The sequence below is a fragment of the Nonomuraea sp. B10E15 genome (assembly GCF_039871615.1).
Classification (GTDB): Bacteria; Actinomycetota; Actinomycetes; order Streptosporangiales; family Streptosporangiaceae; genus Nonomuraea.
This window is the reverse complement of the sequence record NZ_JBDPMB010000006.1, coordinates 117,020-143,151: the sequence shown is the minus strand read 5'-3', so window position 1 is coordinate 143,151 and position 26,132 is coordinate 117,020. Positions and strand designations below refer to the sequence as shown.

At 70.3% G+C, this 26,132-nt stretch carries 25 protein-coding genes and 1 tRNA gene; 10 read left to right on the top strand and 16 right to left on the bottom strand.

Annotation, left to right across the window (positions count from 1 at the left end; genetic code table 11):
• Positions 1 to 13: 13 nt before the first annotated feature.
• From ABGB14_RS20420 to ABGB14_RS20400, 5 genes are all read right to left on the bottom strand, one after another.
• Positions 14 to 766: a CAP domain-containing protein gene (locus tag ABGB14_RS20420; protein WP_347645363.1), complete on the bottom strand. Its 753-nt coding sequence runs from the start codon at positions 764 to 766 to the stop codon at positions 14 to 16.
• A 183-nt stretch (positions 767 to 949) separates the two neighbouring features.
• A complete protein-coding gene (dacB, locus tag ABGB14_RS20415) occupies positions 950 to 2,494 on the bottom strand; it encodes a D-alanyl-D-alanine carboxypeptidase/D-alanyl-D-alanine-endopeptidase (RefSeq protein ID WP_347645361.1) in 1,545 nt (514 codons plus the stop codon).
• 114 nt (positions 2,495 to 2,608) lie between these two features.
• Positions 2,609 to 3,157, bottom strand: a complete 549-nt coding sequence (locus tag ABGB14_RS20410) for a DUF1707 and FHA domain-containing protein (RefSeq protein ID WP_347645359.1) — start codon at positions 3,155 to 3,157, stop codon at positions 2,609 to 2,611.
• Between the two features lie 129 nt (positions 3,158 to 3,286).
• On the bottom strand, positions 3,287 to 4,648 hold the full coding sequence (locus tag ABGB14_RS20405) for an MFS transporter (RefSeq protein ID WP_347645357.1): 1,362 nt from the start codon (positions 4,646 to 4,648) through the stop codon (positions 3,287 to 3,289).
• A gap of 90 nt (positions 4,649 to 4,738) precedes the next feature.
• Positions 4,739 to 5,593, bottom strand: coding sequence for a hypothetical protein (locus ABGB14_RS20400; RefSeq protein WP_347645355.1), 855 nt, complete (start codon positions 5,591 to 5,593; stop codon positions 4,739 to 4,741).
• A gap of 243 nt (positions 5,594 to 5,836) precedes the next feature.
• Here ABGB14_RS20400 and serA point away from each other — a divergent pair, with 243 nt between their 5' ends.
• From serA to ABGB14_RS20385, 3 genes are all read left to right on the top strand, one after another.
• Positions 5,837 to 7,426, top strand: a complete 1,590-nt coding sequence (gene serA / locus ABGB14_RS20395; protein WP_347645353.1) for a phosphoglycerate dehydrogenase — start codon at positions 5,837 to 5,839, stop codon at positions 7,424 to 7,426.
• Positions 7,427 to 7,963: 537 nt separating this feature from the next.
• Positions 7,964 to 9,001 carry a 3-isopropylmalate dehydrogenase gene (locus ABGB14_RS20390; RefSeq protein ID WP_347645351.1) on the top strand — a complete coding sequence of 346 codons (1,038 nt, stop codon included), beginning with the start codon at positions 7,964 to 7,966 and terminating at the stop codon, positions 8,999 to 9,001.
• 209 nt (positions 9,002 to 9,210) lie between these two features.
• Positions 9,211 to 10,308, top strand: a complete 1,098-nt coding sequence (locus tag ABGB14_RS20385) for a branched-chain amino acid aminotransferase (protein WP_347645350.1) — start codon at positions 9,211 to 9,213, stop codon at positions 10,306 to 10,308.
• Between the two features lie 37 nt (positions 10,309 to 10,345).
• Here the strand turns inward: ABGB14_RS20385 and ABGB14_RS20380 are convergent, their stop codons facing one another.
• Complete coding sequence (locus ABGB14_RS20380) at positions 10,346 to 10,885, bottom strand: Uma2 family endonuclease (RefSeq protein ID WP_347645349.1); 540 nt, start codon at positions 10,883 to 10,885, stop codon at positions 10,346 to 10,348.
• A 235-nt stretch (positions 10,886 to 11,120) separates the two neighbouring features.
• On the opposite strand from ABGB14_RS20380, the gene ABGB14_RS20375 reads away from it, so the two are divergent.
• Together ABGB14_RS20375 and cimA are read left to right on the top strand one after the other, a co-directional pair.
• Positions 11,121 to 11,765 (top strand): thioredoxin domain-containing protein, encoded by a 645-nt coding sequence (locus tag ABGB14_RS20375; protein WP_347645348.1) that lies wholly within the window; start codon positions 11,121 to 11,123, stop codon positions 11,763 to 11,765.
• A gap of 227 nt (positions 11,766 to 11,992) precedes the next feature.
• On the top strand, positions 11,993 to 13,570 hold the full coding sequence (gene cimA / locus ABGB14_RS20370) for a citramalate synthase (RefSeq protein WP_347645346.1): 1,578 nt from the start codon (positions 11,993 to 11,995) through the stop codon (positions 13,568 to 13,570).
• 45 nt (positions 13,571 to 13,615) lie between these two features.
• Here cimA and ABGB14_RS20365 read toward each other — a convergent pair whose 3' ends face one another.
• Positions 13,616 to 15,256 carry a heparinase II/III family protein gene (locus ABGB14_RS20365; RefSeq protein ID WP_347645344.1) on the bottom strand — a complete coding sequence of 547 codons (1,641 nt, stop codon included), beginning with the start codon at positions 15,254 to 15,256 and terminating at the stop codon, positions 13,616 to 13,618.
• Positions 15,257 to 15,408: 152 nt separating this feature from the next.
• On the opposite strand from ABGB14_RS20365, the gene ABGB14_RS20360 reads away from it, so the two are divergent.
• Complete coding sequence (locus ABGB14_RS20360; RefSeq protein ID WP_347645342.1) at positions 15,409 to 16,005, top strand: HD domain-containing protein; 597 nt, start codon at positions 15,409 to 15,411, stop codon at positions 16,003 to 16,005.
• A gap of 6 nt (positions 16,006 to 16,011) precedes the next feature.
• Here ABGB14_RS20360 and ABGB14_RS20355 read toward each other — a convergent pair whose 3' ends face one another.
• From ABGB14_RS20355 to ABGB14_RS20325, 7 genes are all read right to left on the bottom strand, one after another.
• Complete coding sequence (locus tag ABGB14_RS20355; RefSeq protein ID WP_347645340.1) at positions 16,012 to 16,353, bottom strand: antibiotic biosynthesis monooxygenase; 342 nt, start codon at positions 16,351 to 16,353, stop codon at positions 16,012 to 16,014.
• A gap of 16 nt (positions 16,354 to 16,369) precedes the next feature.
• Positions 16,370 to 16,945, bottom strand: a complete 576-nt coding sequence (locus tag ABGB14_RS20350; protein ID WP_347645339.1) for a hypothetical protein — start codon at positions 16,943 to 16,945, stop codon at positions 16,370 to 16,372.
• Complete coding sequence (locus tag ABGB14_RS20345) at positions 16,942 to 17,586, bottom strand: DUF6286 domain-containing protein (protein WP_347645337.1); 645 nt, start codon at positions 17,584 to 17,586, stop codon at positions 16,942 to 16,944. The genes ABGB14_RS20350 and ABGB14_RS20345 overlap by 4 nt, the downstream gene beginning before the upstream one ends.
• Positions 17,583 to 18,038, bottom strand: coding sequence for a hypothetical protein (locus tag ABGB14_RS20340; RefSeq protein ID WP_347645335.1), 456 nt, complete (start codon positions 18,036 to 18,038; stop codon positions 17,583 to 17,585). The genes ABGB14_RS20345 and ABGB14_RS20340 overlap by 4 nt, the downstream gene beginning before the upstream one ends.
• Positions 18,035 to 18,223, bottom strand: a complete 189-nt coding sequence (locus ABGB14_RS20335) for a DUF2273 domain-containing protein (protein ID WP_347645334.1) — start codon at positions 18,221 to 18,223, stop codon at positions 18,035 to 18,037. Before ABGB14_RS20335 ends, ABGB14_RS20340 begins: the two co-directional genes overlap by 4 nt.
• On the bottom strand, positions 18,220 to 18,477 hold the full coding sequence (locus tag ABGB14_RS20330) for a hypothetical protein (RefSeq protein WP_347645332.1): 258 nt from the start codon (positions 18,475 to 18,477) through the stop codon (positions 18,220 to 18,222). Before ABGB14_RS20330 ends, ABGB14_RS20335 begins: the two co-directional genes overlap by 4 nt.
• A gap of 224 nt (positions 18,478 to 18,701) precedes the next feature.
• Positions 18,702 to 19,187, bottom strand: a complete 486-nt coding sequence (locus ABGB14_RS20325) for an Asp23/Gls24 family envelope stress response protein (protein WP_347645330.1) — start codon at positions 19,185 to 19,187, stop codon at positions 18,702 to 18,704.
• A 174-nt stretch (positions 19,188 to 19,361) separates the two neighbouring features.
• Here ABGB14_RS20325 and ABGB14_RS20320 point away from each other — a divergent pair, with 174 nt between their 5' ends.
• Both ABGB14_RS20320 and gltX read left to right on the top strand, forming a co-directional pair.
• Complete coding sequence (locus tag ABGB14_RS20320) at positions 19,362 to 20,138, top strand: fumarylacetoacetate hydrolase family protein (protein WP_347645329.1); 777 nt, start codon at positions 19,362 to 19,364, stop codon at positions 20,136 to 20,138.
• A complete protein-coding gene (gene gltX / locus ABGB14_RS20315) occupies positions 20,131 to 21,504 on the top strand; it encodes a glutamate--tRNA ligase (RefSeq protein ID WP_347645327.1) in 1,374 nt (457 codons plus the stop codon). The genes ABGB14_RS20320 and gltX overlap by 8 nt, the downstream gene beginning before the upstream one ends.
• A gap of 136 nt (positions 21,505 to 21,640) precedes the next feature.
• Here gltX and ABGB14_RS20310 read toward each other — a convergent pair whose 3' ends face one another.
• The gene (locus ABGB14_RS20310) at positions 21,641 to 23,611 is read right to left on the bottom strand and encodes a M3 family metallopeptidase (protein ID WP_347645325.1); all 1,971 of its coding nucleotides are present in this window, start codon (positions 23,609 to 23,611) and stop codon (positions 21,641 to 21,643) included.
• Positions 23,612 to 23,775: 164 nt separating this feature from the next.
• Here ABGB14_RS20310 and ABGB14_RS20305 point away from each other — a divergent pair.
• Positions 23,776 to 23,847 (top strand) — tRNA-Gln (locus ABGB14_RS20305).
• A gap of 38 nt (positions 23,848 to 23,885) precedes the next feature.
• Here the strand turns inward: ABGB14_RS20305 and ABGB14_RS20300 are convergent.
• Positions 23,886 to 24,824: an alpha/beta hydrolase gene (locus tag ABGB14_RS20300; RefSeq protein ID WP_347645323.1), complete on the bottom strand. Its 939-nt coding sequence runs from the start codon at positions 24,822 to 24,824 to the stop codon at positions 23,886 to 23,888.
• A 108-nt stretch (positions 24,825 to 24,932) separates the two neighbouring features.
• Between ABGB14_RS20300 and ABGB14_RS20295 the strand changes: the two genes are divergently transcribed.
• Positions 24,933 to 26,117 (top strand): sensor histidine kinase, encoded by a 1,185-nt coding sequence (locus ABGB14_RS20295; protein ID WP_347645321.1) that lies wholly within the window; start codon positions 24,933 to 24,935, stop codon positions 26,115 to 26,117.
• Positions 26,118 to 26,132: the final 15 nt, after the last annotated feature.

Sequence of the window (26,132 nt, the reverse complement as noted above, 5' to 3'; positions counted from 1 at the left end):
TCAAGCGAGGGCTTCAGCGGGCGGCGAAGATCTGGGTCCAGGCTTGCTTCTCGGCGCTGTATCCGACGCCGATGTGGGTGAACGAGCAGTTGAGGATGTTCTTGCGGTGGCCTGGGCTCTTCAGCCAGTCCTTGAGCACCGTGGCGGCGGCGGGGTAGCCCATGGCGACGTTCTCGGCGATCAGGCTGTAGGAGAAGCCGACCGCCTTGATGCGCTCCGCGAACGTGCGCCCGCCGGAGGTGTGCTTGAGACGCCCCTTGGCCGCCATGTCCGCCGAGTGGCGCTCGGCGGCGAGGTGCAGCCTGGGGTCGTGGGCCAGGGGCTTGCAGTCGTTCCCTGCCCGCGCCTTGTTGGTGAGCTTGACGAGCGCATCCTCGGTCGCCGAGGCGAACTTGCCGCACGCCAGCCGCGCCGTGCGCGACTTGCCGGTGCGCCCCTTGGCGTCGAGCGCGATCACGTAGTAGGTGCGGGGGGTGGTGGTGCAGCGCACCTGCGCGGTGAGCGAGCCGGTCCCGACGGTCCTGGAGCCGCTCTTGACGACCCGGTCGGGGCCCGACACGGCCATCGCGATGCGTACCCGGAGCAGGGCCTTGTCGGAGCAGCCCGCCCTGGTGGCCGTGCCGCGGACGAAGCCGTGGGAGAGCGTGGGCTTGGCCGCGGCCACCCGGCAGGCCTGCGCGCTCGTGGCCGCCTGCGCGGCCGGTGCGGGGAAGGTCAGTGCCGCCAGACTCCCGAGGCAGGCCCATGCCTTGAGCTGTCTGCGCATTCTCTCCTCCGGGTCGGCGGTTGCACACAAGGTCGAACCGCATTCTGGCGCTCCAAGGTCGGCTATGTCCTGAAAAGACCGCTCCAAGTGGCTGAATCGTGATGCAGCACGCCTTATGGGGGTAAACCGCGGCGACCTCCTGCGCGTCGGGAGGCCGCCGCGTCCGCTACAGGATGATCGGCGTCAGCACTGCGCGGGCTTCAGCCAGGAGCACTCCAGGTCGCCCGCCGGGCCCGGGTCCGTGGCGCGGAGCTGGACGGGGTCACCGCCCGCCGAGGTACGGGAGAACTGGGCGAGGCGTACGGCGATCTTGTCCTCGATGTCCTTCGGCGACCCCGACAGGTACTGGTTCAGCATGATCGAGAAGATCAGCGGCTCGCCGTCGGCGCTGGTGACGTAGCCGGACAACGCCGTCACCCCGGTCAGCGAGCCCGTCTTGGCGCGCACGTTGCCCGCGGCGGCGGTGTCGCGCATCCGGCTGCGCAGCGTGCCGCCGACGAAACGATCGGCGTTGCCCGCGACGGGCAGCGACTCGTACCAGGTGTCGAACCACGGCTTGCCGCGTACGGCCGACAGGAACTGCACGATCGAGCCGGGCGAGAAGCCGTCGCGGCGCGACAGCCCCGAGCCGTCACGCATGTTGATCACCTGAGCCCCGTTGGCCTTGGCGAAGTCGGTGGTGACCTTGAGCCCGGCCGCCCACGTGCCCTGGTTCGCCGCCTTGCGGCCCATGGCCTTGGTGAGGATCTCGGCGTGGATGTTGTTGCTCAGCTTCATGAACGGCACCAGCAACTCGCCCAGCGTCATCGACTCGTGCGCGGCCAGCTCCGTGGCGCCCTCTGGCGCCGCGCCGGTCACCGTGCGGCCGAGCACCTTGACGCCGTGCCTGGCCAGCGATTCACGGAAGAGCGAGGAGGCGTAGGCCGTGGGGTCGTCGACGGCCACCCACTCCTGGTACGGGTCCGCGACCGTACCGGTGATCACGACGGTGCGGGTGCCGTGCTGCCGCTCGATGAGCACGTCGGTCTCGGAGCCTGCCGTCGCCCGGTTGACGATCTTCAGGTACCCGGTGTCGGGCGTGGTGGTCACCTTGACCTCGCCGTTCTCGGCCGACACCGCGACGATCACCGAGCCGGCGTCGTAGTCCTTGTCGGGGGAGGCGGTCAGGGCCGAGATCGGGGCCGCGTAGTACGCGGTCTCGTCGTCCCAGGCCCAGTCGTTGCCGAGCCGCCGCGCGTCGAACCAGGTGTCGTCGGCCACGAGCTTGCCGGTGACGACCTTGACGCCGGCGCCGGCCACCTCGGCGGCCAGCGCGTCGTAGTCCTCGGCCAGCATGGTCGGGTCGCCGGTGCCGCGCAGCACCAGGTCGCCGGTCAGCACCTTGCCGGCCTTGCGCCCGGTGCTCAGCACGCTGGTGGTGAAGCGGTAGTCGAGCCCGAGCGTCTCGGCAGCCGCGGCCGAGGTGAACAGCTTGGTGTTGGACGCCGGGATCAGCAGCTTGCCGGCGTCGGTGGCGTACAGTTCCTCGCCGCTCTCCGCGCTCTTGACGACGACGCCCGCCCTGGCGATCGTGAGCCGCGAGTCGCTGAGGATCTGGTTGAGGTCCTGGGTCAGGTCGGCCACGCCCACGGAGGGGTCGAGCGCGACGGCCGGTGAGGAGGGGCTGGACGCCCACGCGAGGGCCGCGACGAGCGTGCCCGCGACGAGGGATGCTGAGGTGCGCCGCATGGGGTCTCCAAGAAAGACTGCTCCAGCATGACTGGGGGATCGCCTGCAGCATGGAGCAGCACCGTCAGCCTGTAATCCGCAAATATCCGTATTTATTGGAGAATGCGGGAGCGGTCACATCGACGGCAGGCCCGACGTGAGCAGAAAACCGCAGTCCCCGAACGAGATCTCGTCACCCGACCTGACCCGGGCGGGCCCCACCAGCCGCCACCCGTTGAGCCGGGTGCCGTTGAGCGAGCCCAGGTCGACCAGCAGCCACCCGTCGCTCTCGCGCCGCAGCTCGGCGTGCACGCGGGAGACCGTCAGGTCCGACAGCACGAGGTCGCAGGCCGACCCCCTGCCCACCACGTAACGCAGCCGGTCGTCGTCGGGCAGCGCCAGCCGGGGCAGCCGCGGCCGCCGCCACGCCGACTGCACCCTGGTGGTGAACTCCGACACCGCCGCCACCGCGTCGGTCAGCCGCTGCCTGACCGTCGCCCGCCGCGGCAGGTCGGCCACCACCTCGTCGAGCTCGTGGCGGTTCTGCGCCCTGAGCACCTGGTCGACCCGGCCCACGAACGTGTCGTGGGAGATGCGCCCCTCTACGGCGCGATCTCTGAGCTCGTCGATCGCACGGTCGCGTTCCCCATCCGAGGCACGAAAGGGCGGAAGCGTGGAGCTCATGTAGCGAGTATCGGCCTGAACCGCGCTCCCTGTCCAGAATACGCGGATCGGTGGTGATGACCGTCCTGCGCGCGCATGCCTGGCCCCCACGTTGACCAGGCACGCCGGCCTCGCCGTGCGGCCGGCCAGTCACACGGACGCGTCCGCTTCCGGCGCGCCGGGTGGCGTGAGGCGGTATCTCAGCGTCATCACCACCGACGCCAGGATGATCAGCGCGGGGACCGTGGTCTGCCCGACGAGCACCGCGGTCACCGCGCTCTCCGGCTGCTCGACCGGCCTGCTCGGCTCGGACTCGATGAAGCCGCCGAGCGACAGGATGACGCCGAAGATCAGCGCGCCGAACGAGCTGACCCCGCTCTCGATGGCCGTCCACAACCCGGTCAGCACGCCCGCCCTGCGCTTGCCGGTCTTCGCCGCGTCCACCGCGATCACGTCCGCCAGCATGGAGAACAGCAGCAGTTGCACGCCCGCGATGCCCACGCCGACGACGAGGATCGTCACGTGCGCGTACAACGAGCCGAAGAGCGGGGTCGCCATGGCCGCCGCGGTGCCGCCCCCGAACATCAGCGCGGCCAGCACCATCGCGCCGCGCTTGTCGAACCGCTTGGACAGCCGCACCCACAGCGGCATCGTCAGCAGCATGGGGCCGACCAGCGCCGCGAACAGCGTCTGCGTGGCGTCCGGCGTGCCGATCGTGTAGGTGGCGAAGTACGGCGCCGCCGCCAGCATCATGCTGACGGCCAGCATCTGCGTGCAGGCCAGCGCCGTGATCCAGAGGAACGGCGCGTTGCCCCTGACCGCCGCCAACTGCTCCCGCCACCCGCCCCGGTCGGGCTCGGGCGCGCCGGTCATCGGGGCGCGGGCGGTGCCGAAGAACGAGCCCAGCATCGAGACCAGCAGGACGGCCGCGATCGTGGCGGCCATCAGCCGGTAGCTGCCGAGCGTGCCGTCGCCGCCCTGGCTGGTGACGATGGCCGGGGCCAGCACGCCGCTGATGGCGGTGGCAGCGCCGATGAAGATCATCCGCCACTGGAGCAGCGAGGTGCGTTCGTGGTAGTCGTGCGTCATCTCGCCGGGCATCGCCTTGTACGGCACCTCGAACAGCGCGTACGCCGTCGCCGTGGCCAGGAAGCACGCCCCGACGTACAGCGCGGCCGGCACGCCGGTCAGCGGCGGCCCGGCGAAGACCAGGAAGAACGCGATCGGCAGCGTGCAGGCGCCGGCGAGCAGCCAGGGCCTGCGCGGGCCGAGCCGCGATCTGGTCCGGTCGGACCAGCGGCCGACCAGCGGATTGATCACGAGGTCCCAGGCCTTGGGCGCGGTCACGACCACCCCGGCCAGCCATGCGGGTACGGCCAGGAAGTTCGTCATGTAGTACAGCAGGAGCAGCCCGGGAACGGCGCCCACCGTGGCGGTGCAGAACGAGCCCACCCCGTAGCCGACGCGCACGCTCCGGGGGACCGTGGAGGCGCTCGCCTCCGGTGCGATCATGCCCTCATTGAAACCGAACAGAGCGTTGTTCGGTAGGGCCCAGTTCCGCGTGGCGCGACGGGCCCGCGCGGGCCCGTCGCGCGCGGGAGGTCAGTCGCGGACGTCGGCGCACACCACGTGCGCGCCGATCTCGATCATCCGGCGTTCGCTGTGCGTGTCGGCCACCCTGGCCATGAGGATCGGCGCGCCGGACGCCGCGAACTGCGGCAGCCGGGCCCGCACCAGGCGGTGCAGGTCGCGTACGACGTCCTCGGCGGCGGACATGTGCACCTTCACGTGCAGCATGATCCCGGGGGCGCCGGACGCGGTGCTCGCCTCGGAGATCCACACGTGGTGCACGAGCGGGAAATCCATGAGCAGTTGCGCGATCGCCTGCCGCAGCGCGGGCAGGATCGGGTGCGCGCACCGCCGGTAGCCGGGGTCCACCTGTTGCATGGGCCCCGACAGGTGCGGCCGGGGCGCGGGCACCCACGGGAACGCGGGCGCCTGGGTGGAGGGCGGTGCGACCTGGGCCAGCGCGGCACCGCGCGAGACGGTGGCCATGGCGCCCGTGGCGTAGGCGGCGGGGGCCGCCCCCGACAGCACGGGCGTCGGTCCGCTGCGCGTCGAGGTGAGGAAGCGCTGGAGATCGTCGATGGGCACGGCCGCGGCGGCTGGTCCGGCCGCGTCGATCACGATCTCCCGCACGCCGGTGACGCGCTGGATGTCCAGGATGGTGTCGGCGTCACACGCCGACAGGGAATGGCTGCCGCGGTGCCTGGCATAGGTGGCAGGGCCGGTGTAGCCGAGCAGGACCCGGTCACCGGCTTGCGTCGTCCCCAGGACGACTGAACGGTCTGTTCGCACTGCCACCAGGATTCCACCGTCGGCGAGAGCGCCCAGCAGGCGATGGGGGGTGCCATGCTGGGCGAGCACGTCGGCAAGCGCAGGATTCCCGATGCTCATATGACGAACCATAGGTAGTCGGCCACGGCTTATCAGGCTAATGGCGAAGAAATCTCCCGATCAAGACAAAGACGGCCGCGATATGGATGAGTTTGCCGCCCGGTGGGTACGGCCGCCCCTGTCCCACATCGTGGGTCCCTCGTGAACGCGTTCACAAGCGACCGTTAGACTCTGTGGGACCGTCGGGGGGCCGGACGTGTGACGAGTCCCCCGAAGCCCGCCTGTCCCGGAGGATCCACACCCGTGAACAAGCCCGTCGTTCTGGTCGCAGAGGAGCTGTCCGAGGCCGGCCTCGCCGTGCTCGGCGCTGATTTCGAGGTCCGCCACACCGACGGCGCCGACCGTTCCCAGCTGCTGCCCGCACTCGCCGGCGTGGACGCGCTGATCGTCCGCTCCGCCACGCAGGTCGACGCCGAGGCCATCGCCGCCGCGCCCAAGCTGCGCGTGGTCGCCCGCGCCGGCGTCGGCCTCGACAACGTCGACGTCGAGGCCGCCACCAAGGCCGGTGTCATGGTCGTCAACGCGCCGACCTCCAACATCACCAGCGCCGCCGAGCAGACCCTCGCGCTCATCCTGGCCAGCGCGCGCAACACGGCCCAGGCGCACGCCGCGCTGAAGAACGGCGAGTGGAAGCGGTCGAAGTACACCGGTGTCGAGCTCGACGAGAAGGTCGTCGGCATCCTCGGCCTCGGCAAGATCGGCCAGCTCGTGGCCCAGCGCCTGCAGCCGTTCGGCGTCGAACTGATCGCCTACGACCCCTACCTGCCGCCGGCCCGCGCCGCGCAGATGGGCGTCAAGCTGCTGTCCCTCGACGAGGTGCTCACGCAGGCCGACTTCATCACCGTGCACCTGCCGAAGTCGAAGGAGACGGTCGGGCTCATCGGCGACGACGAGTTGCACAGGGTCAAGCCCAACGTGCGCATCGTCAACGTCGCCCGCGGCGGCATCGTCGACGAGGCGGCCCTCTACTCGGCCATCAAGGAGGGGCGGGTCGCGGGGGCGGGCCTCGACGTGTACGCCAAGGAGCCGTGCACCGACAGCCCGCTGTTCGAGCTCGACCAGGTCGTCGCCACGCCGCACCTGGGCGCCTCCACGCACGAGGCCCAGGAGAAGGCCGGCACCCAGGTCGCGCGGAGCGTGAAGCTGGCACTGGCGGGCGAGTTCGTCCCCGACGCCGTCAACGTCCAGGGCGGCGTGGTGGCCGAGGACGTCAAGCCGGGCCTGCCGCTGGCCGAGAAGCTCGGCCGGGTGTTCACGGCGCTGGCCGGCGAGGTCGCGACCAAGCTCGACGTCGAGGTGCGCGGGGAGATCGCCGCGCAGGACGTCCGGGTGATCGAGCTGGCCGCGCTGAAGGGCGTGTTCGCCGACGTGATCGAGGAGCAGGTCACGTACGTCAACGCGCCGCTGCTGGCCAAGGACCGCGGCATGAACGTCGAGCTGGTGACCAGCTCGGAGAGCCCTGACTGGCGCAACGTGGTGACCGTGCGGGGTGTGCTGGCCGACGGCCGCCACGTCTCGGTGTCGGGCACGCTCTCCGGCCCCCGCCAGATCACGAAGATCGTCGAGGTCAACGGCTACGAGATGGAGATCGAGCCGACGGCCCACCTGTCGTTCTTCACCTACACCGACCGTCCCGGCATCGTGGGCGTGGTCGGCCGCCTCCTCGGCGAGCACGGCATCAACATCGCCTCGATGCAGGTGGCCAGGTCGGTCAAGGGTGGCAAGGCGCTCATCGCGCTGACCGTCGACACCGCGATCCCGGCCGACGTGGTCGACCAGATCGTGGCCGAGATCGGCGCCGAGAGCGGCCGCTCGGTGGACCTGGAGGACTGACCCTCCCCGGTCGTACGAGGCCGCCGTCCCGCAGGGGGCGGCGGCCTTTCGCGTCTCAGCATGCAAGATACTAGGACGTCCAACGAGACGGCTGAGGTACTGTGGCGGAGATGCGCCAGGTGCTCGTACTTATTACCTGCCGCGGCGAGGCCTGTTAGGGCAGGTCGACGACTCGCCGCGGTGAGTGGCGCTGCGTCGGCCGTCAGCCCCTTCCTCCCGGTCCGTGACCCGGACCACGAGAGCAGGCTCGCCCGGATTCGTGACCGGAGTCCGGCTTTCCATCGGATCGTTTCCGCGAAATGAGATGAGTCGCATGTACGAGATGTATGCCTGGAACCGTGCGGAAGAACACGACGACGAGGCCGCCGAGGCCGTGCAGACCGCGCTCGACCGCAGGGACAACGGCGGCGCCCCGCAGGGTTCCGGCCGCTAGCTCAGGACGTGGCCTGGGCGCTCCCGCGTGCCCAGGTCACCGAACCGTCCGCAAGCTGAGATGATGTGTTCGTCAGTCGAGACGAGCCGGTAAGGTAACCACCCATGGAGTCGCGTAACATCCGCTTGGCCGTCATCCCGGGTGACGGCATCGGCGCCGAGGTCGTGGCCGAAGGACTCAAGGTCCTGGAGGCCGTGGGCACCAAGATCGAGCCCACCCACTACGACCTGGGGGCAGCCCGCTATCACCGCACCGGAGAGACTCTCCCCGACGCGGTGCTCGAGGAGTTGCGCGGCTACGACGCGATCCTGCTCGGCGCGGTCGGCGACCCCAGCGTGCCGCCCGGCGTCCTCGAGCGCGACCTGCTGCTGCGGCTCCGCTTCGCGTTCGACCACTACGTCAACCTCCGCCCGGTCAAGCTGTTCCCCGGCGTGCGGACGCCGCTGGCCGGCTCGTCGGCCGACGACATCGACATGATCGTGGTCCGTGAGGGCACCGAAGGCCTCTACGCCGGCACCGGCGGCGTCATGCGGCGCGGCACGCCCCACGAGATCGCCACGCAGGAGTCGCTCAACACCGCCCACGGCGTCGAGCGCGTGGTGCGTTACGCGTTCGAGAAGGCCCGGTCCCGGCCGCGCAAGAAGCTCACCCTGGTCCACAAGACCAACGTCCTCACCTACGCCGGCGACCTGTGGCAGCGCACGGTCGACCGCGTGGCCGGCGACTATCCCGAGGTCGCCACCGACTACGCCCACATCGACGCGGCCTCGATGTTCTTCGTGAGCCAGCCCGAGCGCTTCGACGTGGTCGTCACCGACAACCTGTTCGGCGACATCATCACCGACCTCGGCGCGGCCATCGCCGGCGGCATCGGCCTGGCGGCCAGCGGCAACATCAACCCCGAGCGCACCGCGCCCAGCATGTTCGAGCCGGTGCACGGCAGCGCCCCCGACATCGCCGGACAGGGCAAGGCCGACCCGACCGCGACCATCCTGTCCGTCGCCATGCTCCTCGACCACCTCGGCCTGCACGCGGAGGCGGCGAGGGTCGAGCAGGCGGTCGCCGCCGACATCGCCGAGCGGCGTCCCGGCCGCGGCACCCACGAGATCGGTGACGACATCACCGCGCGAGTATCCGGCTAGGACCGCCTAGCCCCGCGAGCGCCTGGCGATCCGACACGGACCGCCAGGCGCTTTTTGGCGTGTCAACGGCCTGACCACCCCAACGGCCGCTTGCCATCCCATATAGCGAGACAATAGGAAGTACGGGCTGCTCTTTTCAGGGCGGCACTGCTCGACACCGCACTTCAGCGGCCCCCGTTCGTAGATTCGCAGAGAGAAGGACCGCCGTCATGACCATCGCTCAGAAGCTCAGCTTCGACGTGCAGCTATCCGACCACGCTCGCACCGCGGCCGAGCGGGAGCAGGTACTGGCGAACCCCGGTTTCGGGCAGACCTTCACCGACCACATGATCTCGATCGACTACACCGAGGGTGAGGGCTGGCACGACGCCCGGCTCATGCCGTACGGGCCGCTCTCCCTCGACCCGGCCACGTCGGTCTTCCACTACGCCCAGGAGCTGTTCGAGGGGCTCAAGGCCTACCGGCAGACCACGGGCTCGATCGTGACCTTCCGCCCCTACGCGAACGCGGGCCGCTTCAACCGCTCCGCGGCCCGCATGGCCATGCCCGAGCTGCCCGAGGAGACGTTCGTCGAATCGCTGGAGCTGATCGTGCAGACCGACAGGGAATGGGTGCCGACGACCGAGGGGCACAGCCTCTACCTGCGGCCCTTCATGATCGCCACGCAGGCGGGGCTCGGCGTCAACTACCCGTCCAAGTCCTACAAGTACATGGTCATCGCCTCTCCCGCGGCCTCCTACTTCACCGGCGGGCTCAAGCCCGTCTCGGTCTGGCTCTCGACCGAGTACACCCGCGCCGCCCCCGGCGGCACCGGCTTCGCCAAGTGCGGCGGCAACTACGCGGCCGCGTTCGTGGCGCAGCGGCAGGCGGTGGAGAACGGCTGCGACCAGGTGGTGTGGCTGGACGCCCACGAGCACAGGTACGTCGAGGAGATGGGCGGAATGAACCTGTTCTTCGTCTTCGGCGACAAGCTCGTCACGCCCGCGCTGACCGGCACCCTGCTGCCCGGCATCACCCGTGACTCGATCCTGCAACTGGCCGGCGACCTCGGCCTGGAGACCGAGGAGCGGCTCGTGTCGGTCGAGGAGTGGCAGGCGGGCTGCGAGTCGGGCGAGCTCACGGAGGTGTTCGCGTGCGGGACGGCGGCCGTGGTGACGCCGGTCGGCACCGTCAAGGGCGCCGACCGTTCCTGGACGGTGGCCGACGGCGCCCCCGGGCCGGTCACCATGCGGGTGCGCGACGAACTGGTCGGCATCCAGTACGGCTCCCGCCCCGACTCCCACCACTGGGTGCACAAGATCGTCTAGCCGGGTGATCGATCCCCGGGGGCGGCGCTCCCGGGGGTCACATCAGCCGCGCCGTGTCGACGGCGAGCCCCCACGGATCGGGCAACGCCAGCGGCTCGCCCGCGGCCACCACGATCTCCGTGGCGTAGGTCCCGCGGGAGGGGTCGCAGAAGAGCTTGACCGATCGCTGGAACGGGTCGATCACCAGGTAGAGCGGCACCCCTGCGGGGGCGTAGCCGCAGGGCTTGACGTAATAGTCGTCGTAGCCGCTGCCGGCCGAGACGACGTCGGCCAGCAGCAGCGTCGCGTCGCCGTGCACGGCGTGCTCCTCGTGCATCCGCGGGGAGGCCGGCACCACGGTCAGGTCGGGGACGTACCGGTCGGCGTGCTCGCCGAGATAGACGGTGATGTTGGGCCAGATCTCCCAGCCCCGCCCGGCCGCCGCGCCGACCAGCTGCAGCAGCAGCCGGAAGAGAATCGTGTTGTGCTGCCAGGTGCCGGACTCGTTCACCACGATGCGGCCCTTGACCGTCTCCACCCGATATTCGGGAAACAAGTCGCGGGCCGTACGGAAACGCTCTTCGAGTGGCCTGACCATGCCGCCGTCCTCTTGTAGTCACGGGATCACCAAGAGTAGGGCCTGGCGCCCGCGCCGGGCGCCGATTCGGTGGTATGGCTCTCTCTCCTCCTGATCATGATCATCCCGTCCGCGACGGGCGGCGTGCCGTGCTCGCATACGTATCGCGCGATGTCAGCGTCAAGGAGGCATGTCTTCATGCCGCCGTTGTTTCGGTTTCCGATAGGGTCTGCGCGATCAACGAGATGAGAGTGGCATGGTGAAGCGGTTGGTGGCGGTGGCGGTCGCGTGCGCGGTGATCGCCGTTATCGGGGTGCTGGCGTTCGCGGAGCCGGGCGAGTCGTCCGGCGAGGTGCGGCTGACCCGGCAGGCGGACGGGTCCATGGTCCTGGCGGACCGGTCGAGCCGGGCTCCCGTGCTCGACCTGTACGAAGACTTCGACTGTCCCGTGTGCAAGCAGATGCACGACGCCGTGGACGGCACGCTGCAGCGGCTGGCCAGGGAGGGCAAGGTGAAGATCGTTTTCCGTCCGGTGACAATCTTCAGGGCCGAGCCCATGCGCTCCAACTCCATCCGCGCCGCCGCGGCCGCCCGCTGCGTCCCCGAGGACAACTGGCTGGCCTTCAGGAGCCGGCTGTACGCCATGCAGCCCGCGCCGCACGGCGTGGCCTCGGGGTTCACCGTCGAGGAGCTGGCCGGGGCGGCCAGGAAGGCGGGCGCGGTGGTGGACGAGTGCGTCCGGTCGCAGTCGTACGCGAAGGCGCACCTGGAGCAGACGGCGAAGGCGGGCATCCAGGGCACGCCGACCGTGCTGCTCGACGGCCGGATGCTCGGCAACGAGGTGTTCGACGCGGCCGCGCTCGAACGCGCCATCACCGGCGGTGACGGCGTCGCCGTGTGACGCCCCACGCGACACGAGTGTCCACTCGGTGAGACCCGCGTGCCAGATGGTGAATCCGTATGGCAGACTGGTGAGCATCATGTTCTACGGTCTGCTCATTATCGGCAGGCGCGCTGGCTGACAAAGGACACCGCCAGCGCGCAGACCTCTCACGTCCGTGAGGGGTCTTTTTGTTTTCCAGAAAAGACCACACCCAGTGCGAGCCTTCCGGAGAGAAGAGATCACCCATGGCCGACGACCGCTTCCACGTATACGACACGACGCTGCGTGACGGCGCGCAACAGGAGGGGCTCAACCTCACCGTCGCCGACAAGATCACCGTCGCGCGGCAGCTGGACGGCCTGGGCGTGGGTTTCATCGAAGGGGGCTGGCCGGGCGCCAATCCCAAGGACACAGAGTTCTTCAGGCAGGCTCGAACAGAGCTCGACCTGAAACACGCGCAACTAGCCGCGTTCGGCGCGACCCGCCGGCCCGGTGTGAAGGCAGCCGACGACCCCTTGGTGGCCGCTTTGCGCGAATCCGGCGCGCCGGTCGTGACCCTTGTCGCCAAGAGCCACGACCGGCACGTGGAGCTGGCCCTCCGCACGACTCTCCAGGAGAACCTCGCGATGATCCGCGACACGGTCTCTCACCTTCGTGCGGAGGGACAGCGAGTCTTCCTCGACGCCGAGCACTTCTTCGACGGTTACACCTCCAACCCAGCCTACGCGCTGGAGGTTCTCAGGACCGCCGCCGAAGCCGGAGCCGACGTCATCGCCCTGTGCGACACCAACGGCGGCATGCTCCCCGACGAGCTCGCCGAGATCGTTCACGAGGCCGTCCAGACCAGCGCCCGCGTCGGCATCCACTGCCACGACGACACGGGCTGCGCCGTCGCCAACACCCTGGCCGCGGTCAAGGCCGGCGCCACCCACGTGCAGGGCTGCGCCAACGGCTACGGCGAGCGCTCCGGCAACGCCAACCTCTTCACCGTCGTGGCCAACCTGCAGCTCAAACGCGGCTTCGACCTGGTGCCGCGGGAGGCGCTGGCCGACATGACCCGCATCGCCCACGCGATCACCGAGGTCACCAACGTCACGCCCAACTCCCACGCCCCCTACGTCGGCACGTCCGCCTTCGCCCACAAGGCGGGCCTGCACGCCAGCGCCATCAAGGTCGACCCCAACCTCTACCAGCACATCGACCCCGCCGCCGTCGGCAACGACATGCGCATGCTCGTCTCCGACATGGCGGGCCGGGCCTCGGTCGAGCTCAAGGGCAGGGAGCTGGGCTACGAGCTGACCCCCGACACCACCAAGACCCTCGTCGAGCGGGTCAAGGACCTCGAGTCCAAGGGCTTCACGTTCGAGGCCGCCGACGCGTCGTTCGAACTGCTGCTGCGCGACACCCTGCACGGCTCCCGCAGGCGGCACTTCGAGGTCGAGTCCTGGCGCGTCATCGTCGAGCGCACGAAGGGTGGCGAGCTGGTCAGCGAGGCCACCGTCAAGCTGCACGCCAAGGGCGAGCGCATCGTCGCCACCGGCGAGGGCAACGGCCCCGTCAACGCCCTCGACAAGGCGGTGCGCCTGGGCCTGGAGCAGCTCTACCCCGAGCTGGCGAAGCTGGAACTGGTCGACTACAAGGTCCGCATCCTCGAAGGCACCCACGGCACCGACGCCATCACGCGGGTCCTCATCACCTCCAGCGACGAGACCTCCGAATGGGCCACGGTCGGGGTGGCCGAGAACATCATCGACGCCTCGTGGCAGGCTCTGGAGCAGGCGGTGACGTACGGCCTGCTCCGCGCGGGGCGGGACGTCTCCTGACGGCCTGAACGGCGCAGGGGGCCCGGAGCCCCCTGCACCCGGTCGCTAGAGCAGGCGGGAGGCGAACGACACGCCCTCGACCGTGACCTTCCCGCCGGAGCACGACACCTTCGGCGAGTCGGTGCCCGGCACGATCACCGTCAGGAGCGATCTGGCCGACGGCGAGACCACGACGTTCGTGCGCTTCTTCGACAGGTACGTCGGCGACACCCAGCCCAGCTTGCCGCCGCGCTCCACCTTCTGCCCGCCGACCCGGTCGCACGACGACAGCTGCAGCAGCGTGACCTTGAAGTCCCCGTCGCCCAGCACCACCTTGCCGCCGCCCTTCGAGACCAGCTTCAGCGACGGGTCGAAACGCCACACGTTCCTGACCTTCTTGCCGCCGGAGGCGGTGTCCAGCACCGCCATCAGGTCGTCGCCGTGGTTCACCAGCACCGACCTGGTGCGGCTCGCGCCGTACGCCTTGTCCGTCAGCCTGAACGCCTGCCGCCCCTTGCCGTAGGACGTCCTGGCGAGCTTGCTCGGCGTGCGGGGCCGGAACTTGCCGCCCGCCACCGTGGGCACGTTGTGCGCCTCGGGGGAGAGCGTCCAGTAGCGGTAGGCGCTCTTCTCGTACGAGTGGAAACCGCCGTCCACCAGGATGTCGCGCCCCTTCGCGTAGTACGTCACGCCGAGGTGGTCCTCGTGGCCGTGGTACTTCATGCCGGGCCCGAACCGGATCGAGTAGTACGCCGACTCCTTCTCGCCCCAGGCCGTGCGGCCGAACACGTACCCGGCGCGGTAGGTCCTGACCTCCTGCTTCGGCGTCCCCGTCTCCATCTTCGGCTCGGTGTCGGCGCTGCCGTCGCCGATGGGCACCATGTAGCCGTTGGGCATGGTCGCGTGGGCGATGAAGTCCTTCAGCGTCTCGGCCCGCCTGGTGATCTCACCGGGCACCTTCCGCTTGCACGCCTTCATGCCGGTCATCGCGACCTGGAGCCGGCCGTACACGTAGACCGCGTAGCGCGGGGCCTGCTCCATGAGCGCGCCCTGGTTGTCGACGTCGAGCTTCACGGTGCCGGTCAGCCGGCGGGAGGCCAGGTTCGCCCAGTCCTTACGGCCGTACCTGCAGCCGATGCCGAGGAGCGCGATGTCCTGGTCGATGCCGTGATTGTGGCCCTTCTTGTACAGCCGGGGGTCCGACAGGAGCTTGGCGTGGTCGGCCAGGCTGTCCTTCAGCCAGCCGGCGTTGACGTGCCGGCTCAGGCAGAGCAGCGGCTGCGTGCGCAGCGAGACCGGATGGTCCTTCCACACGTACGGCTTGGTGCCGCGCGCCCCTCGCCTGTTCTTCGCCACCCAGTCCTTGGTGATCTCGGTGGCACGATCCAGGTAGCGTTGCTCGCCGGTGTTCTCGTACTCGACGACCAGCGTGCCCATCCAGCGCAGCGACTGGAACACGTACTCCCACGAGCGGTTCTTGTACGGGCTGGCCGACCAGTCGATCTTTCTGCCGATCTTGTACGCCGGCAACCCGACCAGCGAGATCTCGCCTTTCATGACGTCGGTGACCGTGGGCGTGCCGGGCAGCCAGTCGCCTTGGCACTCCGCGGTGCGGGTCACCCCGTCGGCCTGGGAGCCGGCCTGAGCGGGGCCGGCCAACCCGCCGAGGGCGAGCGTGAGGGCAAGAGGTAACGCAAACCGGCGCACGCCAGGTCCTTCCGGGACAGAACAGTGAGGGCGGCACATGCTTTCGCTCTCGCGATCACCGGGTCAAGCCGAGTGTCCGATTCGTTAGCCGCTCGATGTGGCGCCGGTGCTCCGGCTGGCGGAGCCGGCGCGGGGAAGGAGATGCTGGAGCCGTGAGATTCGACGACCTGATGATCCCCGACACGCCCGCCTGCCGCGGAGCGCTCGAAGTGGCCACGCGCTACCACACGCCCTCGCTGCTCAACCACTCGATCCGGGCCTACCTGTTCGCCGCCGCCCACGGGCAGGCGCACTCCATCGCCTTCGACGCCGAGCTGCTGTACGTGGCGGCCATGCTGCACGACATCGGCCTGGTCGCCGGGTACGACAGCCACACGGTGCCGTACGAGGAGGCGGGCGGGCACGTGGCCTGGGCCTTCTGCGCCGGCGCCGGCTGGTCGCCGGAGCGCAGGGAACGCGCGGCCGAGGTGATCATCCGGCACATGTGGGCCGAGGTGCCGGTGGCGGACGACCCCGAGGGCCACCTGCTGGAGCTCTCGACCGGCATGGACATCTCGGGCCGGCGCACCGACGAGATCCCCGAGGAGGTGCGCGCCGAGGTGCTGGCGCGCCATCCGCGGCTGGAGATCGCCAAGGAGTTCGGTGCGTGCATCGCCGACCAGGGCGCGCGCAAACCGTCGAGCTTCGCCGGCGGGCTCGTCCGCGACGGCATCCTCGACCGCATCGCGCGCAACCCGCTCGACGCCTGAGAGCGCTCAGCCCTTCGGGCCGGCGCTCTCCGCCACCTCGAACGACCACAGCTCCGAGCCGGTCGCCGCGGGGCCCTGGCCGTGGCCGTGGCCCTGCCCCTGACCCTGCGCTGCCTGTGCGTGGCCGCGCTGGAACGCCTGGCCCTGCTGCCAGTTCTGGAAGTCCTCCTCGCTGCGCCACCGGGTGTAGACGAGATAGCGCTCGGTGCCCTCCACCGGCCTGAGCAACTCGAACCACTCGAACCCGTCGGCCGACTCCACCATCCCGGCCCGCTTCGAGAACCGTTGTTCCAGCTCCGTACGCATGTCGGCGGGCACGGTCAGCACGTTGATCTTCACGACGGACACCACAGAACCCCTCTCGTCAGCGCACCACCCGGTGCGGCGAAGGTGAGGGCTCCAGGCTAACGCGGGCGATCGCCGGCACCTGATCCCGCTCCAGCGCGTCGCGCACATGCCGCAGCACCACCGTGGACAGGTGCCGGCTGAGCTCGTACAGCGGGGCCGACTCGTCGGCGACCACGCGCAGCCGTACGGACGGGCTGCCGCGCGCGTCCACGAGGTCGGCGCGGGCGCTCAGCACGGACGGGCCCGACACGACGTCGTCGGCCACCGCCTGCGCCATGCCGCCGGGCGCCACCTCGGTCACCCCCGTCGGCCCCGACTCGACGCGCAGCGGGCCGTGCGGCTCCCCGCGCGCCTGCGCGAGCAGCCACCACAGCGCCAGCAGCGCGACGGCGAGCGCCACGAGCGCGACGACCCACCAGATCCACGGGCTGGTACGCGCGAAGAACCCGCGCGCGCCGCCGTCGACGATCGGAGTGCCGGCCATGCCGAACGCGCCCAGGCCGCGGGCCAGCGCGAGACCGCCCAGCACCGTCAGCACCAGCCCGACCAGCGCCAGCCCCCACCGGTTGACCCGGCCGATGTTCCCGCTCATCTCGGCTCCTTGACGTTCACGACCACCCGGTACGGCTCCACGGGATCCAGCGCCGCGAGCCGGGTCAGCACGGCGTCGCGCACCTCCTCGCCGAAACGTTCCTTGTCCCACCCGGACGTGGCCGCCGTGACGACGACCGCGTGCCCGCGCATCCTGGCGCGCGCCGCGTGCACGCCGGGCACCTCCTCGGCCGCGTGGGCGAGGGCCTTGGCGACGGTCCTGGTCCGCAGGCCGATGACGAGACCGGGGTCGCCACTGCGCGCGGGCACCATGCTGGGCCGCCCAGGCACCAGCGCGACGGCCAGCAGGACCAGCCCGAGCAGCGTCACCACGGCCGAGGAGAGCAGGACCAGCGGATCCGACCACGACGTCGCCGACGCCCACGAGAGCATCCCGTCGTAGGGCACCAGGCGCAGCGGCCGGCCGACGAGCCCTGAGATCGTCTCGGCGGCGACGAGCAGACCGAGGAGCGCCAGCAGGACGCTCACCACGATGGCGGGGATCCTGCGCCGCGGCCGGAACGCGCGCACCGCCGCCCTGTCAGCTGTCCTGTCACCTGTTCCGGCCCCCTTCGGCGGGCCAGCCCGGTGCGCGCCTCCCTCGTCGTCGGGAGGTACGGTGCACATCTCCTGAGTGGTCATCGCGGTTCACCGGCCAGATCGGTCACGATCACGTCGAGGCGGCTGACCTCCAGCCCGGTCTGGACGGCGACACGGCGGCTCACGTGCTCCCGCAGCCGGGCGGCCACCCCGCGGAGCGGCGCCGGGTAGGCGACACTCACGTGCAGGCGGATCGTGGCCCGGCCGCCCCGCACCTCGGCGCTCGACGAACGCCGCCAGGGCGCGGCCTTCGCGCCCGGCGTACCTCCCCGTCGCGCCGCCGCACCGGCGTCCGGGGAGCGGCTCCACGGCGCGGTCCTGGAGTGCACCTCGCGCACTTCGGGAACCTCCGCGGCCGCCAGGCACGCGATCTTGAGCACCACCTGGTCGGCGACCTCGGTGCGGCCCCGCGCCTCCGGCGGCGGTTGCGGAGGGCGGCGCTGCGCGGGCACCGTCACGGTGGCCGCGCTCTCCGCCGGCGTGACGTCGGTCATCTCCGCCTCGTGGACAGGCTCGACAGGTTCACCTCGCCGGTCTCGACGATCCGGCCGACGACGAAGCCGGCCGCGCCGAGCACGAGGACGAGCAGGAACGCGGTCAGCCCGCCGAACGCCGCCGTCAGGCCCAGGATGATGCCGACGGCCAGGCCGACCAGCGTCGGCCAGTGGGCGTTGTTCATGGTTCCTCCACGATGTCGTCGATACGCACGTTCACCCGGCGGCCGCCGGCCAGATCCGTCACGGCCCGCCGTACCTCGTCGGCGGTCTCCGGCAGCGGGCGGTCCATCCTGGCGACGACGGCGATCTCCACCTCGCGGTCGTTGACCGACACGCCCAGGAGCCGCTCGCCGGGCATGTACGTGGCCACCGTCCCGAACGGCCCCCCGGACAGCCTGATCACGCCGGAACACGCCCGCACCCGCTGAGCGATCACCCGCGCCTCGCCGCCCCCGTCCCGATCGCCGCCATCGCCCCCTGCCGCCCCGGTACGGGCTGACCCGGCACCGGTCGATCCGGTATCGGTCGATCCGGTACCGGTCGGCCCGGCTCCGGCAGGTCCGGCAGCGGTTCGGTGGCCGGGGCCGGTGGCGGCGACGGGCTTCCCCTGGCGTCTCGGGCCGTCGTCGGGGCCGTGCGCGGGGCCGTCCTCCGGCGCGGTCATTGAACCCTGGGTTCCTGCTCCGCGTCCCGCTGCTCGCCGGTGTCCCGGTCCCTGGCCCGGTCCTGGCCGGGCAGGTGGACGTCGTCGACACGGATGTTGACCTCGGTCACCTCCAGCCCGCACATCCGCTCGATCGCCGCGATCACGTTGCGCCGCACGGCCGCGGCCAGGTCCGGGATCGCGGTGCCGTACTCGGCCACCAGATCCAGGTCCACCGCGGCCTGCCGCTCGCCGACCTCGACCGACACGCCCTGGGACACGCTGACGTCCCCGCCGACGATCCCCTTCATGCTGCCGAGGGCCCGCGCCGCGCCCGCGCCCATGGCGTGCACGCCGGACACCTCGCGCGCCGCGAGTCCGGCGATCTTGGCGACCACCCCGTCGTCGATGCTCGTGGTGCCCTTGTCCGTGACCAATGAGGTGGCCGAGCCGCCCTCATGAGCACGCGCCCGTGGTACGGCACCCGTTCCTGTGTTTGACACCGTGTCCATCTGTCGCCCCCCATGTGTCGCTATTAGGGGCAGCTAACCCACAGCGCTCGACCGATACGTACCAAAACGGACTTTTGGCTTATTTGACGGTGAATCCTGGCCTGTGCCTGGTGGCGGACGGCCGGGATGGGCGGACTCCACCGGCGGCGGCGATAGCCTTGTCAGGTGCGTATAGCGAGGTTCTCCACAGGCGAAGGCGTGTCGTTCGGCGTGGTCGAAGGCGGTCCGGGCGAGGAGTTCGTCTCCATGGTCGCCGGCCATCCGTTCGGCCAGGTGCAGTTCACCGGAGAGCGGTTCCCGCTGTCCCAGGCGAAGCTGCTGGCCCCGATGCTGCCGAGCAAAGTGGTCGCCATCGGCAGAAACTACGCCGAGCACGCGGCTGAGCTGGGCAACCAGGTGCCCGATGAGCCGCTCATCTTCATGAAGCCGTCCACCTCCGTGATCGGCCACGGCGAGGACATCGCCTACCCGACGACGTTGTCCGACCGCGTCGACTACGAAGGCGAGCTGGCCGTGGTGATCGGCCGGCTCTGCCGCGAGGTGCCGGTCGAGCGGGTCAAGGACGTCATCTTCGGCTACACCTGCGCCAATGACGTCACTGCCCGCGACCTGCAGAAGAAGGACGTGCAGTTCACCAGGGCCAAGGGCTTCGACACGTTCTGCCCGCTCGGGCCGTGGATCCAGACCGACATTGACGCGGCCGACCTCGCGCTGACGACCACGGTCAACGGCGAGATCCGGCAGAGCGGGCGCACCAGCCAGCTCATCCACGACATCCCGGCGCTGGTGGCCTACGTCAGCGCGGTCATGACGCTGATCCCCGGCGACGTCATCCTGACCGGCACCCCGGCCGGCGTCGGCCCGCTCGAGATCGGCGACGAGGTCAGCGTCGGCATCGAAGGCATCGGCACACTCACGAACAAGGTGGTCTCCCGTGACTGACGTACGGGTGCGGTTCGCCCCTTCCCCTACCGGCATGTTCCATGTGGGCAGCGCCCGCGCGGCGCTGTTCAACTGGGCGCTCGCCGAACGCTCCCAGGGGCGGTTCGTCCTGCGGATCGAGGACACCGACGCCTCCCGCAACCGGCCCGAGTGGACCGAGGGCATCATCGCGGCGCTCGACTGGATCGGCATCAACGGCACCAACCCGGTGTTCGAGGGCCCCTACTTCCAGTCGGCCAACCAGCCGCAGCACCGCGAGGCGGTGGCCAAGCTGCTGGCCGACGGCAAGGCCTACTACTGCGACTGCACCCGCGAGCAGGTGCAGGAGCGCACCGGCTCGCAAGACAAGGGCTATGACGGCCACTGCCGCGAGCGCGGGCTGTCCGCCGGCGCGGTCCGCTTCCGCACCCCCGACGAGGGCGTCACGGTGGTCGACGACCTCGTCAGGGGCAGGGTCGAGTTCCCCAACAAGGCCCAGGAAGACTTCGTGATCGCGCGCAGCGACGGTTCGCCCCTCTACGTGCTGGCCAACGCCGTCGACGACATCACGCAGTCCATCACCCACGTCGCCCGCGGCGAGGAGCACCTGCCCAACGCGGCCCGACAGGAGCTGCTGTGGCCGGCTCTCGGCGCGACGCCGCCGGTCTGGGCGCACCTGCCGGTCATCGTCAACGAGCAGCGGAAGAAGCTCTCCAAGCGCCGCGACAAGGTGGCCCTGGAGGATTACCGCCAGGAGGGCTACCTCGCCGAGGCCATGGTCAACTACCTCATGCTGCTCGGCTGGGGCCCGGGTGACGACCGCGAGATCATGCCGTGGTCGGAGATGGTGCAGCTGTTCAGGCTGGAGGACGTCAACCCGTCCAACGCGTTCTTCGACGAGAAGAAGCTGCGGGCGTTCAACGGCGAATACATCCGGGCGCTGCCGCTGGAGGTCTTCGAGGAGCGCTGCGCGCCCTTCCTCGACCCGTCGTGGGACCGCGAGCTGTTCAGCAAGGTCGCCACGCTGGCGCAGACCCGCATCGCGGTGTTGTCGGAGATCCGGCAGAACGTCGACTTCCTCTTCCTCGAAGAGCCGGTCTTCGACCAGGCGTCCTGGGACAAGGCGATGAAGAACTCCCCGCTGGAGATCCTCACCGGCTACCTCGACCGCCTCGACTCGGTGAGCTGGGACCCTGAGTCGCTGAAGCAGGCGCTGGAGGAGGTCGGCGCGGCCGTCGGGCTCAAGCTGGGCAAGGCCCAGGCTCCCGTGCGCGTGGCGATCACGGGCCGGACGGTGGGCCTGCCGCTGTTCGAGTCGATCGAGGTGCTCGGCCGCGCGCGCAGCCAGGAGCGCCTGCGCGCCGCGCTGGCGCGCCTGCGAGGCTGACGGCGGCCCCTGGCGGCCCCGGCGGCCATCTCGGCGGCCGCACCCCGATGGCGCCGCCCTGCGGCTCATGGTGCGGAGCCGGCACGCGGGGCGCGCAGTGGGCCGCCGGGACGGTCAGGCCCACTGCGCGCCGCGGCTAGACGAGCCCGCGGCGGGCGAGCAGCGGCTGGATGCTCGGCTCGCGGCCGCGGAAGTTGCCGAACGCGGTCAGCGGGTCGATGCTCCCGCCCCTGGAGAGCAGCTCGCGGCGGAAATGGTCGCCGTTCGCCCTGGTGAGCCCGCCGTTCTCCGTGAACCACTCGACGCTCTCCGCGTCGAGCACCTCGCTCCAGATGTAGGAGTAGTAGCCGGCGCTGTAGCCGCCGGCGAAGATGTGCGCGAAGTAGTTCGTACGGTAACGCGGCCTGATCACCGGCATGGCGACCTGCGCGGCCTCCAGCGCGGCGGCCTCGAACGCCTCGGGGTCGTCGACCGTCTCACCCGGCGTCAGCTTGTGCCAGGCCCAGTCGAGCAGCGTGGCGGCCAGATATTCGACGGTCTTGAAGCCCTGGTTGAACGTCGACGCGGCCGTCAGCTTCGCCACCAGCTCCGCCGGCATGGGCTCGCCCGTCTCGTGATGCTTGGCGTAGTTGGCCAGGACCTCGGGCCAGGTCACCCACATCTCGTTGACCTGCGACGGATATTCCACGAAGTCGCGGGGCACCCTGGTGCCGGACACGCGCGGGTAGCGCACGTGGGAGAACAGCCCGTGCAGCGCGTGGCCGAACTCGTGGAAGGCCGTGTTGACCTCGTCGTACGTCAGCAGCGTCGGCCCCGAGGCGGGCTTGGTGATGTTGAGGTTGTTCATCACCACGGGCGGCTGCCCGAACAGGAACGACTGGTCGACCAGGTTGTTCATCCACGCGCCGCCGCGCTTTCCCGCCCTGGCGTAAGGGTCGAGCACGAACAACCCCAGCCGGCTCCCGTCTTCGTTGAACACCTCGAAGACGGTCACGTCGGGGTGGTAGCCGCTCAGGTCGGGCCGCTCGGTGAAGGTGACCCCGTAGAGCCTGCCGGCGGCGAAGAAGATGCCGTCGCGGTAGACCCGGTCGAGCTCGAAGTAGGGCCGCATCGCGGCGCCGTCGAAGTCGTAGCGGGCCTTGCGGACCTTCTCCGAGTAGTACGACCAGTCCCACGGTTCGATCGCGAACCCGGCCTGCTCGGCCAGCGCCTCCGCCTCCTTGTACGCGTTGCGCACCGCCGGGCCGACGAGCTGGCCGAGCATCTCCTCGACCGCCTCGACGGTCTTGGCGGTCTGGTCGGCCACCGTGTAGGCGGCGTGGTTGGGGAAGCCGAGCAGCGCCGCCCGTTCGGCGCGCAGCGCCGCCATCCTGGCCGCGAGGTCGAAGTTGCCCGGCGCCCGGCCCACGCTCAGCTCGTAGAGCCTGCGGCGCACGTCACGGTTGGTGAGCTGGGCGAGGCCTGGCTGGTTGGTGTAGTTGAGCAGCGGCAGGGCGTACGTGCCGTCGTCCCTGCGCAGCGACTCGATCTTGGCCTCGTCGAGGCCGTCGAGCTCCTTGCGGTCCGTCACCACCAGCGCCGACTCGGTCGACGCCTTCAGCAGGCTCTGCGCGAACTCCGTGGAGAGCTTCGACAACTCCTCGTTGAGCTCGCGCAGCCGGCCCTGCTCGGTCTCCGACAGGTCGGCGCCCGCCCTGATGAAGTCGTCGCGGTATTTCTCCAGCAGCCAGGACTCCTCCGGGTCGTCCGTGGCCACCTGCTTGATGCGCGCCCACAACGCCCGGTTGAGCCGGATCGCGTCGCTGTGCCTGGTCAGCTGGGGGGAGATCTGCTTCTCGATCTCCATGATGCCGTCGGTGGAGTTGGAGGAGGCAATGCTGGAGAAGGCCGTGGCCGTGCGATCAAGGATCTGCCCCGATCGTTCGAGCGCGGCGATCGTGTTGTCGAAGGTCGGCGGCTCGGGGTTGTCGGCGATCGCGTCGACCTCGGCCAGTTGCTCGGCCATGCCGCGCTCGAAAGCGGGAACGTAGTGCTCCTCGCGGATGTCCGCGAACGGCGGCAGCTGGTAGGGCAGATCACTAGGGGCGAAGAACGGATTCTCGGCCAACGCTCGGGCTCCTCCACGTGGTGTTTTGTCCCCTTCAGCTTGGCATGACCGGACCGGTGCCGCAGGCAGCGGAGGACGGGTTGGCCGTTCGTTTTGGTCTTAGCCCTCCGGCTGGGCTATTCTTTCGGACATCGCCGAAGCGCGCCCGAGAGGGTTCGCCCCGGTGGGGTATGGTGTAATTGGCAGCACGACTGATTCTGGTTCAGTTAGTCTAGGTTCGAGTCCTGGTACCCCAGCATTTGGTGGACGCCTCCCGGTGAGGCGTCCATTTTTTCTATTTCGCCAGCCGGTGCAGAATTTCGCTGATCTGCTGATACGCCTTGGCGGTCGGCGCGTGCGAGGTGTTCACCGTGAAGACCTTGAACGTGTTCTTCGGCGTCGCGGCGTCCGCCTCCCTGATCATGCGGTCCTGCAGGGCGATGGGGATCACCCGGTCGCGCGAGTGCCTGATGTAGACCCGGGGCACCCGCCCCCACTTGTCCTTGTGCCCCCGGCTGTCGGCGTTCGGCACCTGCAGGGACTCGTCGGGCAGCAGAGAGTTCAGCATCGCGAGAAACTCGCCGTCGTCGGCCTCGGCCATGAACGCCGCCTTGACGCCGTCCAGGAACTTCTTGTCGTTCGAGCGCCAGTTGACGCGGATCGCCTTGATCACCCGGGGATCGGCGATCACGCCCGGCACGATGTTGCCCGTCAGGCTCGGCTTGCCCTCGGGCGTCTCCAGATATTCGGCCGGCGACTTCAGGTCGGTGCAGCAGTAGGCCGTGTCGTAGACGAGCCGGTCGATCAGGTCGGGCACCTCGTCGGCCGCCTTCGTGATCGCCGCGCCGCCCAGGCTGCCGCCGACCAGGATCACCGGCCCGTACCGGGAGACCCTGCGCACGGTGTTCACCGTCGCCTCGACGTAGTCGTCCAGCGTCACGCCCGCCACCGGCGACGGCATCGTGGCCAGCTTGTTCAGGTCCTGCGGCGTCTGGTAGGCGCGGGTGAACTGCTCGGAGGGGCCGTGCCCGGGCAGGCTCACGCCCACGGAACGGTGGCCGCGCATCGTCAGCTCGGCGTCGGCCGCGGCCGTGCCGTTCGCGCCGGTCACGAAGACGAACGTGGTCACCTCCTTGCGCTTGGGCGCGACCCTGGCGCCGGCCGTCGCGGTGGCGGCGCTCGCACCCGCGACCGCGGCGTACTGGATCATCTTTCGTCTGCTCGGATTGCTCATGAGGCGATGCTCCCTGAGCGTGCCGGGCCCGCACATCGCCCGCCGGGCTCGACGTGCGGCCGATGCCCGGCATCCACCGATCGGTTGATGTCGTGCCAGGCTTGACCCATGAGCCGGCTCGACGGGCGCGAGCGCTGGGTCTATCTGGCGCTCGCCTACGCACTGCTCGCGGTCTCCGCGATCGCGGCCGCCGTCATGGGCGGCGACACCCCGGCGCGGTGGCCGGGCTGGCCCGTGCTCGTGCCGGCCGCCGCGGTGTGGCTGGCGCCGATCGCCTGGCTCCATGCGCACCGCGACACGCACCGCGCGCTCGTCGTGGGGCACTTCCTGGTGCTCATCGCCCTCGCGGGGGCGCTGGCCGCCGAGCACGCCGCCTTCACGGTGTTCGCCTCCGTCGGCTACCCGCTCGCCATCGGGATGTTGCCCGCCCGGCTGGTCATGCTGGGCGTGACGGTGACCGCCGTGGTCAGCCTGGCCGCACAGGCGAGCCCGGGCGCCCGTGCCTCGCTGCTCAGCGTGATCGCCGCCGTGGCCCTGCCGCTGGCCCTGGCGGGCTGGTACGTCTCCGCCGAGCACGACAAACGCCGCCGCCTGGTCGAGCGGCTGCGCGCCGCCATGGACGAGAACGCCGAGCTGAACGCCCGCCTGCTCGACCAGGCCAGGAGCGCCGGCGTGCTGGACGAGCGGCACCGCATGGCCGGCGAGATCCACGACACGGTCGCCCAGGACCTCGTCGCGCTGATGGGCCAGATCCACGCCGCCGCCCGCGTCTGCGACGGCCCGGCCCGCCGCCACCTCGACCAGGCCGCCGAACTGGCCCGCCGCAGCCTGTCCGAGGCCCGCAGGTCCGTACGCGCGCTGCGCCCAGAGTCGCTGGAGGACTCCCGGCTGCCCGAGGCCGTCGACCGCATGGCCCGGTCCTGGTCCGAGTCGTCGGGCGTCGGCCTCGCCCTGGAGCTCACCGGCACCCCGGTCGCGCTTGCCGCCGACGTGGAGGCGGCGCTGTTCCGCATCGCCCAGGAGGCGCTGGCCAACGTCGCCAAGCACGCACGCGCCACCAGAACGGCCCTCACGCTCTCCTACACCGACGAATCCGTGCTTCTCGACGTCCGGGACGACGGAGCCGGCTTCGACCCGCAGACGCCCGCTGACGGGTTCGGGCTCGACGGCATGCGCCGGCGGGCACACGGCGTGGGCGGCACGCTGGCGATCGAGTCCGAGCCAGGACAGGGCACGGCCGTCGCGGTGTCCGTGCCCGCCATCCCGCCGGCCGGGCAGGGTGACGCACGTTGACGGCGGACGACCACC

Excerpts from the sequence above, each read along its gene's own strand:
- ABGB14_RS20375 (WP_347645348.1), top strand. The coding sequence starts at position 11,121 with ATGGTGAAGCGGTTGGTGGCGGTGGCGGTCGCGTGCGCGGTGATCGCC.
- ABGB14_RS20380 (WP_347645349.1), bottom strand. The coding sequence starts at position 10,885 with ATGGTCAGGCCACTCGAAGAGCGTTTCCGTACGGCCCGCGACTTGTTT.
- ABGB14_RS20300 (WP_347645323.1), bottom strand. The coding sequence starts at position 24,824 with ATGAGCAATCCGAGCAGACGAAAGATGATCCAGTACGCCGCGGTCGCG.
- ABGB14_RS20420 (WP_347645363.1), bottom strand. The coding sequence starts at position 766 with ATGCGCAGACAGCTCAAGGCATGGGCCTGCCTCGGGAGTCTGGCGGCA.
- ABGB14_RS20340 (WP_347645335.1), bottom strand. The coding sequence starts at position 18,038 with ATGACCGACGTCACGCCGGCGGAGAGCGCGGCCACCGTGACGGTGCCC.
- ABGB14_RS20385 (WP_347645350.1), top strand. The coding sequence starts at position 9,211 with ATGACCATCGCTCAGAAGCTCAGCTTCGACGTGCAGCTATCCGACCAC.
- ABGB14_RS20350 (WP_347645339.1), bottom strand. The coding sequence starts at position 16,945 with ATGAGCGGGAACATCGGCCGGGTCAACCGGTGGGGGCTGGCGCTGGTC.
- ABGB14_RS20400 (WP_347645355.1), bottom strand. The coding sequence starts at position 5,593 with ATGAGCATCGGGAATCCTGCGCTTGCCGACGTGCTCGCCCAGCATGGC.
- ABGB14_RS20405 (WP_347645357.1), bottom strand. The coding sequence starts at position 4,648 with ATGATCGCACCGGAGGCGAGCGCCTCCACGGTCCCCCGGAGCGTGCGC.
- ABGB14_RS20410 (WP_347645359.1), bottom strand. The coding sequence starts at position 3,157 with ATGAGCTCCACGCTTCCGCCCTTTCGTGCCTCGGATGGGGAACGCGAC.
- cimA (WP_347645346.1), top strand. The coding sequence starts at position 11,993 with ATGGCCGACGACCGCTTCCACGTATACGACACGACGCTGCGTGACGGC.
- ABGB14_RS20345 (WP_347645337.1), bottom strand. The coding sequence starts at position 17,586 with ATGACCACTCAGGAGATGTGCACCGTACCTCCCGACGACGAGGGAGGC.
- ABGB14_RS20390 (WP_347645351.1), top strand. The coding sequence starts at position 7,964 with ATGGAGTCGCGTAACATCCGCTTGGCCGTCATCCCGGGTGACGGCATC.
- ABGB14_RS20335 (WP_347645334.1), bottom strand. The coding sequence starts at position 18,223 with ATGAACAACGCCCACTGGCCGACGCTGGTCGGCCTGGCCGTCGGCATC.
- dacB (WP_347645361.1), bottom strand. The coding sequence starts at position 2,494 with ATGCGGCGCACCTCAGCATCCCTCGTCGCGGGCACGCTCGTCGCGGCC.
- ABGB14_RS20295 (WP_347645321.1), top strand. The coding sequence starts at position 24,933 with ATGAGCCGGCTCGACGGGCGCGAGCGCTGGGTCTATCTGGCGCTCGCC.